The sequence below is a fragment of the Flavobacterium azooxidireducens genome (genome assembly GCF_023195775.1).
GTDB lineage: Bacteria > Bacteroidota > Bacteroidia > Flavobacteriales > Flavobacteriaceae > Flavobacterium > Flavobacterium azooxidireducens.
On the sequence record NZ_CP096205.1, the window covers coordinates 2,242,359 to 2,255,248 of the forward strand.

The 12,890-nt window shown below is 34.0% G+C and carries 12 protein-coding genes; 11 read left to right on the forward strand and 1 reads right to left on the reverse strand.

What is annotated here, in order from left to right; translation table 11 throughout:
* The first annotated feature begins 133 nt into the window (after window positions 1-133).
* From M0M57_RS09770 to M0M57_RS09795, 6 genes are all read left to right on the forward strand, one after another.
* The gene (locus M0M57_RS09770; protein ID WP_248436747.1) at window positions 134-1,357 is read left to right on the forward strand and encodes a hemolysin family protein; all 1,224 of its coding nucleotides are present in this window, start codon (window positions 134-136) and stop codon (window positions 1,355-1,357) included.
* 85 nt (window positions 1,358-1,442) lie between these two features.
* Window positions 1,443-2,447, forward strand: coding sequence for a GTPase ObgE (obgE, locus tag M0M57_RS09775; RefSeq protein ID WP_248432869.1), 1,005 nt, complete (start codon window positions 1,443-1,445; stop codon window positions 2,445-2,447).
* A 168-nt stretch (window positions 2,448-2,615) separates the two neighbouring features.
* A complete protein-coding gene (locus M0M57_RS09780; protein ID WP_248432870.1) occupies window positions 2,616-4,763 on the forward strand; it encodes a S46 family peptidase in 2,148 nt (715 codons plus the stop codon).
* Window positions 4,764-4,887: 124 nt separating this feature from the next.
* Window positions 4,888-5,574 (forward strand): tetratricopeptide repeat protein, encoded by a 687-nt coding sequence (locus M0M57_RS09785; RefSeq protein ID WP_248432871.1) that lies wholly within the window; start codon window positions 4,888-4,890, stop codon window positions 5,572-5,574.
* Window positions 5,575-5,662: 88 nt separating this feature from the next.
* The gene (locus M0M57_RS09790) at window positions 5,663-7,018 is read left to right on the forward strand and encodes a UDP-N-acetylmuramate--L-alanine ligase (protein ID WP_248432872.1); all 1,356 of its coding nucleotides are present in this window, start codon (window positions 5,663-5,665) and stop codon (window positions 7,016-7,018) included.
* Window positions 7,019-7,256: 238 nt separating this feature from the next.
* On the forward strand, window positions 7,257-7,568 hold the full coding sequence (locus M0M57_RS09795; protein ID WP_248432873.1) for a GIY-YIG nuclease family protein: 312 nt from the start codon (window positions 7,257-7,259) through the stop codon (window positions 7,566-7,568).
* Between the two features lie 305 nt (window positions 7,569-7,873).
* Here M0M57_RS09795 and M0M57_RS09800 read toward each other — a convergent pair whose 3' ends face one another.
* Window positions 7,874-8,464 (reverse strand): DUF1287 domain-containing protein, encoded by a 591-nt coding sequence (locus M0M57_RS09800; protein WP_248432874.1) that lies wholly within the window; start codon window positions 8,462-8,464, stop codon window positions 7,874-7,876.
* Between the two features lie 98 nt (window positions 8,465-8,562).
* Here M0M57_RS09800 and radC point away from each other — a divergent pair, with 98 nt between their 5' ends.
* From radC to M0M57_RS09825, 5 genes are all read left to right on the forward strand, one after another.
* Window positions 8,563-9,258, forward strand: a complete 696-nt coding sequence (gene radC / locus M0M57_RS09805; protein WP_248432875.1) for a RadC family protein — start codon at window positions 8,563-8,565, stop codon at window positions 9,256-9,258.
* Window positions 9,259-9,287: 29 nt separating this feature from the next.
* On the forward strand, window positions 9,288-10,115 hold the full coding sequence (locus M0M57_RS09810) for a carboxypeptidase-like regulatory domain-containing protein (protein ID WP_248432876.1): 828 nt from the start codon (window positions 9,288-9,290) through the stop codon (window positions 10,113-10,115).
* 118 nt (window positions 10,116-10,233) lie between these two features.
* Window positions 10,234-10,863 carry an ABC transporter ATP-binding protein gene (locus M0M57_RS09815; protein ID WP_248432877.1) on the forward strand — a complete coding sequence of 210 codons (630 nt, stop codon included), beginning with the start codon at window positions 10,234-10,236 and terminating at the stop codon, window positions 10,861-10,863.
* Window positions 10,864-12,249, forward strand: coding sequence for an ABC transporter permease (locus M0M57_RS09820; RefSeq protein ID WP_248432878.1), 1,386 nt, complete (start codon window positions 10,864-10,866; stop codon window positions 12,247-12,249).
* The gene (locus M0M57_RS09825; RefSeq protein ID WP_248432879.1) at window positions 12,242-12,814 is read left to right on the forward strand and encodes a hypothetical protein; all 573 of its coding nucleotides are present in this window, start codon (window positions 12,242-12,244) and stop codon (window positions 12,812-12,814) included. The genes M0M57_RS09820 and M0M57_RS09825 overlap by 8 nt, the downstream gene beginning before the upstream one ends.
* Window positions 12,815-12,890 lie beyond the last annotated feature (76 nt).

The following is a 12,890-nucleotide window of genomic DNA, read 5'->3' on the forward strand; positions in this document are numbered from 1 at the left end:
TTTTTTTTAGATATTTGCAAAATTAAAAGGAGCTTCATCCGGTTCATCGGAAATGTTGCTCTTTTTTTGCTAAAAAATACATATGGAAATTTTAATAATTTTATTTTTAATTTTATTGAATGGTGTTTTTTCGATGTCCGAAATCGCACTAATTTCAGCTCGAAAAAGTCGTTTAGAAACTGCTGCTAAAAAAGGAAATCCTGCTGCGAAAGTAGCATTGGATTTGGCGAATTCTCCCAACAAATTTTTGTCAACCGTTCAAATCGGAATCACGTTAATCGGGATTTTAACCGGTATTTATTCGGGAGATAAAATTACGACCGATGTAAAAACGTTTGTAGCCGGTTTTGAAATTTTAAAACCTTATGCAGATTCGCTGGCGGTTGGAATTGTTGTTGTTGTTTTGACCTTCTTTTCACTCGTTTTGGGTGAATTGGTTCCAAAAAGAATCGGTTTAAATTATCCGGAAGCAATTGCAAAGGCAGTGGCTGTTCCGATGAAAATTGTTTCAAAAATTACAGCTCCGTTCATTTGGCTTTTGACTATTTCAACAGAATTCATTTTAGATTTATTCAGAATTAAACCAACTGCTGATGGAAAAGTGACGGAAGAAGAAATCAAAGCCATTATAAAAGAAGGTACAGAAGTGGGTGAAGTTCAAGAGATTGAGCAAGACATTGTGGAACGTGTTTTTCATATTGGTGATCGAAAAGTTAACTCGCTGATGACCCATCGTTCTTCGGTTGATTATCTTTCGTTGAATGATTCGATGAGTGAATTAAAAGCAAAAGTGTTAGAAGATTTACATTCATTTTATCCTGTTTGTAAAGAGAATTTGGACGATTTAGAAGGTATCGTTTTATTGAAAGATTTATTTACAATTTTTGAAAAGGGTGAATTTGATTTAAAAGCAATAATAAAAGAACCTGTTTATTTAATTGAACATACTTCAGCTTACAAAGCTCTTGAAATTTTTAAAAAATCCAGAGTTCACTATGCGTTAATTGTTGATGAACACGGAGTTTTTCAAGGAATAATCACGTTGAATGATATTTTAGAAGCGTTGGTTGGAGATGCATCCGATTTTTATGAAGAGGAATTTAAATTGGTCTCTCGTGAAGATGGAAGTTGGTTAGTTGACGGACATTATTCTCTGCACGACTTTTTGACTTATTTTGATATGGATGAGCACATTAACGATTATGATGTAACGACTGTAAGCGGATTTATCATCACCGAATTAGGAAATATTCCAAAACAAGGACAAAAATTAATTTGGAACAAACTAGAATTTGAAGTAATTGATATGGATGGCGTTAAAATTGATAAAATTCTTATCAACAACTTAAAAGAATAATGAATTAGTGGTCAGTAAGCAGTTTTAGTAATCAGTTTGTTTCAGACAACAGATAAAAGACAACCGACCACAGAAAACAAAAAAAATGACTGAAGGAAATTTTGTAGACTACGTAAAAATATATGTTTCATCGGGAAAAGGAGGGAAGGGTTCTTCGCATCTTCACCGTGAAAAATTCATTGAAAAAGGTGGTCCCGATGGTGGAGACGGTGGTCGAGGTGGTCACGTTTATTTAAAAGGAAACAAAAGTCTTTGGACATTATTTCATTTGAAATTTGTTAAACACATTCGTGCCGGACACGGTGGTGATGGTGGAAGCTCAAGAAGTACTGGACACGATGGCGAGGATAAATTTGTTGAAGTCCCGCTGGGAACAGTAGTTCGCGATCAGGAAACAGGCGAAATTTTATTTGAAATTACTGAGCACGATGAAGTAAAAATCATCGCAAAAGGTGGAAAAGGCGGATTAGGAAACTGGAATTTCCGTTCGTCAACCAATCAAACACCGCGTTATGCTCAACCCGGAATGCCTGTGGAAGAAGTCGATGTAACTTTAGAATTGAAAGTATTGGCCGATGTTGGTTTGGTAGGTTTCCCAAATGCAGGAAAATCAACGTTACTTTCGGTGATGACTTCAGCTAAACCAAAAATTGCTGATTATGCTTTTACAACGTTAAAACCAAATTTAGGAATTGTGTCATACAGAGATTTTCAGTCTTTCGTAATGGCTGACATTCCCGGTATCATCGAAGGTGCTGCCGAAGGAAAAGGACTCGGGCATTACTTTTTACGACATATCGAACGAAATTCAATTTTGCTGTTTTTAGTTCCTGCCGATGCTGCAGACATCAAAAAAGAGTACGAAATTTTATTAGATGAACTCCGACGATACAACCCGGAAATGTTGGATAAAGATCGAATTTTAGTTGTTTCCAAATGTGATATGTTGGATGATGAACTCAAAGCAGAACTTGAAAAACAAATGAAAAAAGAGTTCAAGGGAGTGAAATACCATTTTATATCTTCTGTTGCACAACAAGGTTTACAAGAATTAAAAGATATGTTGTGGAAAATGTTGAACGAAGAATGATTAAAAAATTATATATTTCTTACAAAAGCATCCTAAATGAGGTGCTTTTTTTATGGAATTCTAAAAAATAAGTTAAAAAATAGAAAAACGTAATTGAATTTTGAAACAAAAAAGAACTACTGAATACAAATTAAAGTATATTCGCAAATATTAAAAATGAATCAAAAAATGAAAAAAATTATTTTAAGTTTTGTGGCATTAATTGCTTTTGCTCCGGCAACCGTTTTTGCTAACGAAGGAATGTGGTTTTTAATGCATATTCAACGTCTAAACCAACGTGATATGCAAAAAATGGGATTGCAATTAACCGCAGAAGAAATTTACAGCGTAAACAATTCCAGTTTAAAAGATGCAATCGTTCAATTTAATGGCGGATGTACGGCAGAAATGATTTCCAAAGACGGTTTGGTTTTAACTAATCACCACTGTGGATATGATGCAATTGCTGAATTATCTTCGCCTGAAAGTAACTATTTACGTGACGGATTTTGGGCTCAAAATCGCAAAGCCGAATTAAAGCCAAAAAGTTTATTCGTGCGTTTCTTTGTTCGTATGGACGATGTAACGAAAAGAATTTTAGGTGTTGTAAATGATAAAATGACCGAAGCAGAACGTGAAGCTGCTATCAATCAAGAAACAGCAAAAATTCAAAAAGAAAATGACGGTGGCGGAAAATATACTGTTTCTGTTCGTCCGTTTTTCCAAGGAAATGAATATTATTATTTTGTGTATGAAGATTTTACCGATGTTCGTTTAGTTGGTACTCCAACTGAAAGTATCGGAAAATTTGGGGGTGATACAGACAACTGGGAGTGGCCTCGTCACACAGGAGATTTCGCTTTGTTCAGAGTATATGCAGATACAAACGGAAATCCTGCTACTTTTTCTGAAAACAATGTTCCATTAAAACCAAAACACCATTTACCAATCAGTTTAAAAGGTGTGCAAGAAAATGATTTTGCAATGATTTTAGGTTATCCTGGTCGAACAAACCGTTGGATGCCGGCTGAAGGAATTGAGCAAAACGTAAAATATGCTTATCCTGCTTGGGTTGAAGGGTCAAAAATGTCGATGGACAAAATGAAAACGCACATGGATAAAGACGATGCAGTTCGTTTACAATATGCTTCAAAATATGCTCAAATTGCTAATTATTGGAAGAATCGACAAGGAATGATTGATGCTCTTTCTCAATTTAAAACAGCTGATTCTAAAAGAAAAGTTGAAAAGAAATTTGATAAATGGGCAAATAGCAAAGCAAATAAAGAAAAATACGGAACAGTTATAAAAGACATCAACGCTTATTACGCTCTAACGAATGAAAAAGCTAAACATGATAATTATTTGATGACTTTTTTACGTGGTTCGGCTTTTGGAGTTTTACCTGGTCGTTTAGGAACGCAACTTACCAATTATGCTAAAGCAGATGCTGCTCAAAGAACACAAATGAAACCTCGTTTAGTAGAAATGATTGAAGGAACATTTGAAACCGTTTATTTGCCTGTTGAAAAAGACGTAATGGCTGGTCAATTAGCACTTTATGCTGATAAAGGAAAAGGATATAAATTGGCTCCAAGCGTTGCTGAATTAGTAGCAAACAAAACTGATTTAGCAAGCTATGCTTCAAACGCAATTGATTTAAGTTTATTTACTTCAAAAGAACGTTTATTAGCCTTTTTAGAAATTCCGAATGTAGAATTAATCAATAACGATCCATTGTACAAATTGTCTTCAGATTTATTAGACCATTACAACAAAAAATCGGACGAGTTAAAAGCTGCTGAAGAAAAATACCAATCAGGTTTTAGAAAATTAGTGGCTGGTTTACAAGAGTCAAAATTAAGTCCGATTTTATATCCGGATGCTAATTCAACATTGCGTTTGTCTTACGGAAAAGTTCGTTCATTACCTGCTGACAAAAGAAATGATGCAAAAATCAACAATTATACAACGTTAGAAGGAATGGTGAAAAAGCATAAAGCAGGTGATCCTGAGTTTGATTTATCACAACCTTTGATTGATTTGTATAACAAAAAAGATTTCGGTCAATATGCTGATAAAGCTGGATATATGCCGGTAAATTTCCTTTCGGACAATGATATTACAGGAGGTAACTCAGGTTCTCCGGTATTGAATGGAAAAGGAGAATTAATCGGATTAGCGTTTGACGGAAACATTGAAGCGATGGCTGGAGACGTTATTTTTGATGACAAATTACAAAGAACAATTAATGTAGATATCCGATTCGTATTATTCATTATCGAAAAATATGCCGGTGCTAAACACATTATTGACGAGTTAACTATCGTTAAATAAGGTTTATTATTAATTCAATTAAAAAATCTGCTTCAGTAATGGAGCAGATTTTTTTATGGTAAACATTTCTAAAATTATTAATTAACTAATTTCATTTCCTTACTTTTGAATACAAATAAAAACTATGTCAATTCTAAAACTGGTATTCTTTCTAGTTTCATTTCAACTGATGGCCAATTCAGATTTTGAAAAAGCTGAGCAATTGTTCCAAAAGGAAAAATTTGCCGAAGCTAAAGTTTTGTTTGAAAGTCACTTAAAATCAAATCCAAATCATACCAAAACTTTAGAATATTTAGGCGACATAGCCGGTAAAGAAAAAAATTGGGATGAAGCAATTGCTTATTATAAAAAAATAAAAATTCAATTTCCAAAAAATGCAGATTACCACTATAAATATGGTGGTGCAATGGGAATGAAAGCCAAAGATTCAAACAAATTCATCGCTTTAGGAATGATTGATGAAGTTGAACAATGCTTTTTAACTGCTGCAAGTTTAGATTCAAAACATATTGAGTCGAGATGGGCTTTGGTTATTTTATATGTTGAATTGCCTGCAATTGTAGGCGGAAGCGAGACAAAAGCACAGAAATATTCCGATGAATTAATGAGTTTGTCAAAAGTTGATGGATTTTTAGCAAAAGGCTACATTGATGTATATTTCAAAAGATATGCTAAAGCTGAAGCAAATTTAAAAAAAGCCCATGAAATCGGAAATTCCCAAAAAACATTTCAAAAATTATACGATTTGTATCAAAACAAATTAAAACAACCCAAAAAAGCAGAAGAATTAAAAAAGAAATTTGAAAAATAATTGACTGTTGTCCGTTGTCCGTGATCAGTTAAACAAAAAACCGACAACCGACAACCGACAACTGAAAACCGACAACCGAAAACAGAAAATGAGAACCCACTTTATCGCCATCGGCGGAGCCGCCATGCACAATTTAGCACTTGCTTTACACCACAAAGGATATCACGTTACAGGAAGTGACGATGCTATTTTTGAACCTTCCAAATCACGTTTAGAAAAGTTCGGACTTTTGCCTGACGAAATGGGATGGTTTCCTGAAAAAATAACATTAGATATTGAAGCAATTATCTTGGGAATGCACGCCAAAGCAGACAATCCAGAATTGTTGAAGGCGAAAGAATTGGGTTTAAAAATTTATTCCTATCCTGAATTTTTATACGAACAATCAAAAAATAAAACTCGTGTTGTAATTGGTGGTTCGCACGGAAAAACAACAATTACTTCAATGATTTTGCACGTGATGCATTATCATAACATTGAAGTCGATTATATGGTAGGAGCACAGTTGGAAGGTTTTGACACGATGGTTCATCTAACCGAAAAAAATGATTTTATCGTTTTGGAAGGTGATGAATATTTATCATCTCCAATTGACAGAAGACCTAAATTTCATTTGTATCAACCCAATATTGCATTACTTTCCGGGATTGCTTGGGATCATATTAATGTGTTTCCAACCTTTGAAAATTATGTAGAACAATTTGAAATTTTTGTCAATCAAATTACAAAAGGTGGCATTTTGGTGTATAATGAAGAAGATGAAACGGTGAAAAAAGTAGCCGAAGAAACGACCAACACCATCCGAAGATTGCCTTATCAAACACCCAATTATTCCGTTGAAAATGGAACAACTTATCTCGATACTCCTGAAGGACCAATGCCAATTGAAGTATTCGGAGCTCACAATTTGAATAATCTTGCCGGAGCCAAATGGATTTGCCAAAATATGGGTGTCGATGAAGCCGATTTTTATGAAGCCATTGCCAGTTTTAAAGGAGCCTCTAAACGATTAGAAAAGATTGCAGAGGGGAAAGGAAAAGTAGCCTACAAAGATTTCGCTCATTCACCCAGTAAAGTTTCTGCGACTACCAAAGCCGTTAAAAATCAATATCCCGATAGAAAATTAGTAGCTTGTTTAGAATTGCACACCTATAGTAGTTTGAATGCTGAATTTCTAAAAGAATATGAAGGAGCTTTAGATGCTGCCGATCTTGCCGTTGTTTTTTATTCGCCAGATGCGGTAAAAATCAAACAATTGGAAGAAGTAACGTATGACCAGATCGCACAATCGTTCAAACGAAATGATTTGATTATTTACACAAATCCAACCGAGTTTAAAGATTTTTTATTTTCAACTAATTTGGATAATTCTGCTCTGTTATTGATGAGTTCAGGGAATTATGGTGGGTTGGATTTTGAGGAGGTGCAGCAGTTGGTTAATTAGATAATTCATTTTTGATGAGATTGCTTCGCCAGTTCGCTATCGCTTGTGTCCTACGAAATGACAATATTGTTGAAAAACTAAGTATGAGATTCCTACGGAATGACAAAATTGCGGGTAATTTTTGCTAAAGATTACATCAAAGATGTTTCAGAAACTTTTAGTATGCGTAAAGCTCAACGTCTAGTTTGTCATTCCGTAGGAATCTCAAAATCGATTACTTTTTAAATTGATTTTTACTATGATTGAATTTACAGAAGGAATTTATACTTTTTACGTTTACATTTTAACAAATAAAAGTAAAACAGTTCTATATACCGGTGTAACTAATAATTTGAAATTACGTTTACAACAACATAAAGATAAACTGAATCCAAATAGTTTCACTGCTCGTTACAATACTCATTTTTTGATTTTTTATGAAAAGTTCGGTTGGATTCAATTAGCAATTGAAAGAGAAAAGGAAATTAAAAACTTATCAAGAGAAAGAAAATTGAATTTGATTAAAGAAATGAATCCTGATTTGGAATTTTGGAATGATTTTTTTAAGTAGTTGATTTCGTAAAGTTCAAGCTTTCGTTTGTCATTCCGTAGGAATCTCAATCAAGTAAAGCTAAGTTTTTTAGATTCCTACGGAATGACAAGATAGCGGGTAAGCTGTGTTAAAAATTAAACCAAAGATTTTTCAGAAACTTTTAGATTGCGTGTAGCAACGTCTAGTTTGTCATTCCGTAGGAATCTCAAGTAAAACAATGTTGCCTTTTTAGATTCCTACGGAATGACAAGATTGCGTTTAAACTGCCGCGGTGAAGTATGATCGAGATTCCTGCGGAATGACAAAATTACGAAAGATTAACTCTAATTTTTAGGCTTGTAAGTGTAGTGCCCCACAATCTTCCAACTAAACAAACAATCCTCCAAAACCTGTCCGCTTCCAACATTGTGCACAATTAAATTGCGTTTTCCATCGGTTGATTTTTTGTGTGTAACAATACCGATGTGCGGAAGTTTGTCGCCAATCATCCAAGTTACTAAGTCACCTGTTTTATAATCGGAAGCATTATTGGTAATGGTTAATTTTTCTCCTTTTCGTTCAAAAAATACTTCTAAATTTGGAACTCTACGATGATCAATATTAGTATCCGGTTTTTTTAATCCCCATTTTTTTAAGTTTGGGTATTTGGAGAAATTCGCTTTCAAATCTTCGTGTAATTCTTTTTGCAAGTCAATGCCTAATTTCCGATAAGCTCGAATAATTACATCGGTGCAAACTCCTTTGTCTTTTGCCACATCACCGTTTGGATATTTAATACCAACATATGATGGGTCATAAGTCACTTTATCTTTCGTTAATTCTAAAGCCGCATTAGATAATTTCTGCGAAAAAGAAGTTGGATTAATCGTGAAAATCCAAAGTAATAGAAAAGAGGGGAGAAGTTGTAATTTCATCGTTTGTATTTTTGGTTCAACGCTTTTTTTAAGAAGATTATTGCATAGTTAAATAAATTGATTAATTTTAAAATCAGATTATTATAAACGCCAAACAGATGGAACCAAACACTCCTTTTTCAATAAAATATTGGGCAGAAGACGACAAACCTCGTGAAAAACTCATGCTCAAAGGAAAAGCAGCTTTAAGTGATGCGGAACTTCTTGCCATCATTATCGGTTCCGGAAGCAGAAACGAAAGTGCTGTTGATTTGAGTAAACGAATTTTGGCTCATGTTCAAAACAACCTAAATGCTTTAGGGAAATTATCACTTAAACAACTTACAGAGTTTAAAGGAATTGGCGAAGCAAAAGCCATTTCTATCATTGCTGCCACAGAATTAGGCAGGAGACGAAGGGCAGAAGAAGTACCGGAACTAATGAAAATCAATTCAAGTAAAGTGATTTTTGAGGTTATGCAACCCATTATTGGCGAGCTGCCTTATGAGGAGTTTTGGGTTTTATATTTGAATAATGCAAACACGATTATTCATAAAGCTCAACTAAGCAAAGGCGGAATCACAGGAACCGTTGTTGATGTTCGAATTATTCTAAAAACCGCTCTAGAACATAATGCCTTAGCTTTTGTGCTTGTTCACAATCATCCCTCGGGAAAATTATTTGCGAGTGAGTCTGATTTCGAAATCACAAAAAAAATACAATTAGCAGCAAAACAACTTGATATGCGAGTTGTTGATCATGTGATTATTGCCGAAAATGGCTATTATAGTTTTGCAGATGATGATAAGTTGTAAGCAATTTATTTTTAAAATTTTTAATTTATTTGAATGAAAAAACTACTATTAGTCACTTTTTTTTATTGTTTTTAAACTTAGCTTTTTGTCAAATTACCATTAATGGGATTGTGCAAACTGAAAGCAAAACACCTTTGCAATATGTGAACATTGGAATAAAAAATAAAAATATTGGAACTATTTCAAACGAAAAAGGTCATTTTTTAATCACAATTGATAATTCAAAAACAGAAGAATTATTAACTTTTTCATCCATTGGATTTGAAGAGAAAAGTATAAAAATTGAAGAATTAATTCAGTCGAAATTCCAAGAGATTATTCTCAAAGAGAAAATAAGTGAATTGGATGAAGTTATTGTGGTTTCAAAGAAAGCAACTGAAATCAAATTAGGAACAAAATCATATAGCTCAATGGTTGCAGGATATGTTCGAGCAAATAATGATGTGAATAATGATATTCAAGAGTTGGCAAAAAAAATTAAAATCAAAAAACCTTCACATATTTTAGATGTCAATTTAAACTTATTTAATGTTAGGGTTGACACAGCCAGTTTTCGAATAAATATTTACAACATCAAAAATGATTTGCCAAATGAGAAAATTAATTTAGAGAATATTATTGTTGTAAAAAAAGTTGAAAACGGATGGAATAAATTTGATTTGCAAAATTTTGATTTAAAATTTGATGAGCCACTATTTATTAGTATTGAATATTTACCAAAACAAAAAGATGAAGAGGAGCCTTTTCGATATAGCGGACAGTTATTTGGCGAATCCATAACTCGATCTTCTAGTCTAGGAAATTGGAATTCAAAGAGCGGTTTAACGATAGCAATGTATGTTACAGTTAAGCAATAAATAGGTGAGAAAATTTTATTTGATAAAAAAGAAATCTTTACTCTTAGGCTAATTTTTAGAATTGATTAACAACTCATTTTTTAAATTATCAGTATCTTTCCAATCTAATTAAAATGGAATGATTTATACAGAAAATTTAACTTTCTCATTTAACGAAACTACGCATTTTTCCTTTCCGAATATCACAAGTAATGAATCAGAAATAGTATTGATTACCGGAAATTCAGGAAAAGGGAAAACCACGTTATTACATCTTTTGGGTGGGTTGCTGCGACCAAAATCGGGATCCATTTCGATTCAAAACACCAACATTTCTACTTTGTCTGAAAAAGAATTAGATCGCTTTCGCGGAAGAAATATCGGTTTAGTTTTACAACAATCGCATTTTGTAGCTTCTTTAAATGTGCTTGAAAATGTGGTGTTAGCGTCATGGTTGGCAACTGGTAAAAAAGCAACAGAAAAAGCAAAATCATTGTTGAAAGAGTTAGATTTAGAAGATCAAATGTATAAATTACCTTCCAATTTAAGTGTTGGACAACAACAGCGAGTTTCAATTGCAAGAGCATTAATTAACGAACCAAAATTGCTTTTAGCCGATGAACCAACCTCAAGTTTAGATGATGAAAATGCAGCAAAAGTAGCCGATTTATTAGCTCATTTATCCAAAGAATACAAAGCTGCGTTGATAATTGTGACTCACGACCAACGATTAAAAGATAAATTTTCTAACCAATTAAACTTAAACTAAATGATAGCAAAATTAGCTTGGAAAAACCTTTGGTTTAAGCCGTTGAATACAGTTTTAAGTTTGGTTTTATTAACCGCTTCGGTTGCGATAATTTCATTATTAATTTTATTACAAGAGCAATTTGAAAAGCAATTTTCGAGTAATATTGATGGTGTCGATTTGGTTTTGGGAGCACAAGGAAGTCCGCTTCAATTGATACTTTCTTCTGTCTATCACGTTGATGCTCCAACCGGAAATATTGATTACAAAGAAGCCGAAGTTTGGATGAAACATCCGTTTGTAGAAACTGCTATTCCATTGGCTTTTGGCGATAATTACCGTGGATTTAAAATTGTGGGAACAATACCGGATTATATTAAAAAATATACTGCAACCATTTCTCAAGGCAAAGTTTTTGAAAAGAATTTCGAAGTCGTTATCGGAAGCGAAATTGCCAAAAAACTCAACATCAAACTCGGAGATAAATTTTTCGGAACCCACGGCGATGCTGAAGAAGGTCACGTACACGAAGAATATGCGTATGTTGTGGTCGGAATTGCCTCACCAACCGGGAAGGTAATTGATAATTTAATTTTATGTACGGTAGAAAGTGTTTGGGAAATGCATTCCGGACACGATTACGGTGGAGAAGCACATTCAGAAGATGAAAATCCACCTCACGGAGAAGAAGGTCATATTCATGTGGATGGCGACGAACACGACCATGAAGAACACGTTCACGATGAAAATTGCAATCACGATCACGACGATTCTACAAATCCTGCTCACGGCGAAGAAGGTCACGTGCATGAAGATGGTGATGAACATGACCATGAGCACGATCACGACCACGATGAAGCCAAAGAAATTACGGCTGTTTTAGTGAAATTTAAAAATAAAATGGGAATCATTTCTTGGCCGCGAATGATTGCTCAAAATACCAAAATGCAAGCCGCACTTCCTGCCATAGAGATTAACCGATTATTTTCGTTATTCGGAATTGGGTTGCAAGCATTACAATATTTGGCTTATGGAATTATGTTGATTTCAGGAATAAGCATTTTCATCGCCTTGTATAACCGATTGAAAGAGCGAAAATATGAATTTGCGTTGTTACGAGTTTCCGGTGCATCACGAATCCAAATGTTAGGTTTAGTATTGTTTGAAAGTTTATTACTTTGCATTGTAGGCTTTATCTTTGGTACGCTTTTTGGAAGATTAGCATTAGTTATGATTTCGAGCACCACGGACGAACAATTCAAAATGGCGTTTGATCCAATGACAATAATTTGGGAAAAAGAAGGAATTTTATTTTTGGTCACTATCTTTGTCGGGATTTTGGCAGCCGTGATTCCTGCGGTGAAAGCGTATCGATTAAATATTTCAAAAACATTAGCAAATGCGTAAAATTTATATAGTTTTTATTCTACTATTCGGAATTATAATTGTGTTAGATGCTTCATTAGAAGTAAAATATCCTTTTTCTAACAAAGCAACTTCTGATGAAATTCCGGTTCAGAAAGCTGGATTTATTTCTTCCTTTGATACAAAAGTTGATTCAGCAGAAGATGATTTATTCACACAAGTGAAACCCGATACCTTATCTTGGAAATTGTTGGGTGTGATAAAATATATCAAAAAACCGGACAAAGATTATCCTGACGGCGTGATGTTTCCAATCATCAATTCGGATTTAAAAGCAAAAAGCAAAAAGAAAATCGTGATGAGCGGTTTTATTATTCCGATTGATAATGTGTCGTATGCATTGAGTAAAAATGTATTTGCTTCTTGTTTTTTCTGTGGTCAAGCCGGTCCCGAAACCATTATGGGAATTAAGTTTAAAGGAGCAACTCCAAAACTTAAAACCGATCAATATGTAACAATGGAAGGAACTTTTCGTTACAACGATAATGACGTAAACGACTGGATTTATCACATTGAAAACGCCGTAATTGTGAAAGGCGGAAAATAAACAGACACTTCTGTCATTCCGAAAGATGACGAAGTCGAAATAGGACACGAGCGTCAGCGAACTGGCGTAGCAATCT

What these genes read in the sequence shown, in the direction of transcription:
- M0M57_RS09770 (WP_248436747.1), top strand. Translation starts at nt 134, where the DNA reads ATGTCCGAAATCGCACTAATTTCAGCTCGAAAAAGTCGTTTAGAAACT.
- obgE (WP_248432869.1), top strand. Translation starts at nt 1,443, where the DNA reads ATGACTGAAGGAAATTTTGTAGACTACGTAAAAATATATGTTTCATCG.
- M0M57_RS09780 (WP_248432870.1), top strand. Translation starts at nt 2,616, where the DNA reads ATGAAAAAAATTATTTTAAGTTTTGTGGCATTAATTGCTTTTGCTCCG.
- M0M57_RS09785 (WP_248432871.1), top strand. Translation starts at nt 4,888, where the DNA reads ATGTCAATTCTAAAACTGGTATTCTTTCTAGTTTCATTTCAACTGATG.
- M0M57_RS09790 (WP_248432872.1), top strand. Translation starts at nt 5,663, where the DNA reads ATGAGAACCCACTTTATCGCCATCGGCGGAGCCGCCATGCACAATTTA.
- M0M57_RS09795 (WP_248432873.1), top strand. Translation starts at nt 7,257, where the DNA reads ATGATTGAATTTACAGAAGGAATTTATACTTTTTACGTTTACATTTTA.
- M0M57_RS09800 (WP_248432874.1), bottom strand. Translation starts at nt 8,464, where the DNA reads ATGAAATTACAACTTCTCCCCTCTTTTCTATTACTTTGGATTTTCACG.
- radC (WP_248432875.1), top strand. Translation starts at nt 8,563, where the DNA reads ATGGAACCAAACACTCCTTTTTCAATAAAATATTGGGCAGAAGACGAC.
- M0M57_RS09815 (WP_248432877.1), top strand. Translation starts at nt 10,234, where the DNA reads ATGATTTATACAGAAAATTTAACTTTCTCATTTAACGAAACTACGCAT.
- M0M57_RS09820 (WP_248432878.1), top strand. Translation starts at nt 10,864, where the DNA reads ATGATAGCAAAATTAGCTTGGAAAAACCTTTGGTTTAAGCCGTTGAAT.
- M0M57_RS09825 (WP_248432879.1), top strand. Translation starts at nt 12,242, where the DNA reads ATGCGTAAAATTTATATAGTTTTTATTCTACTATTCGGAATTATAATT.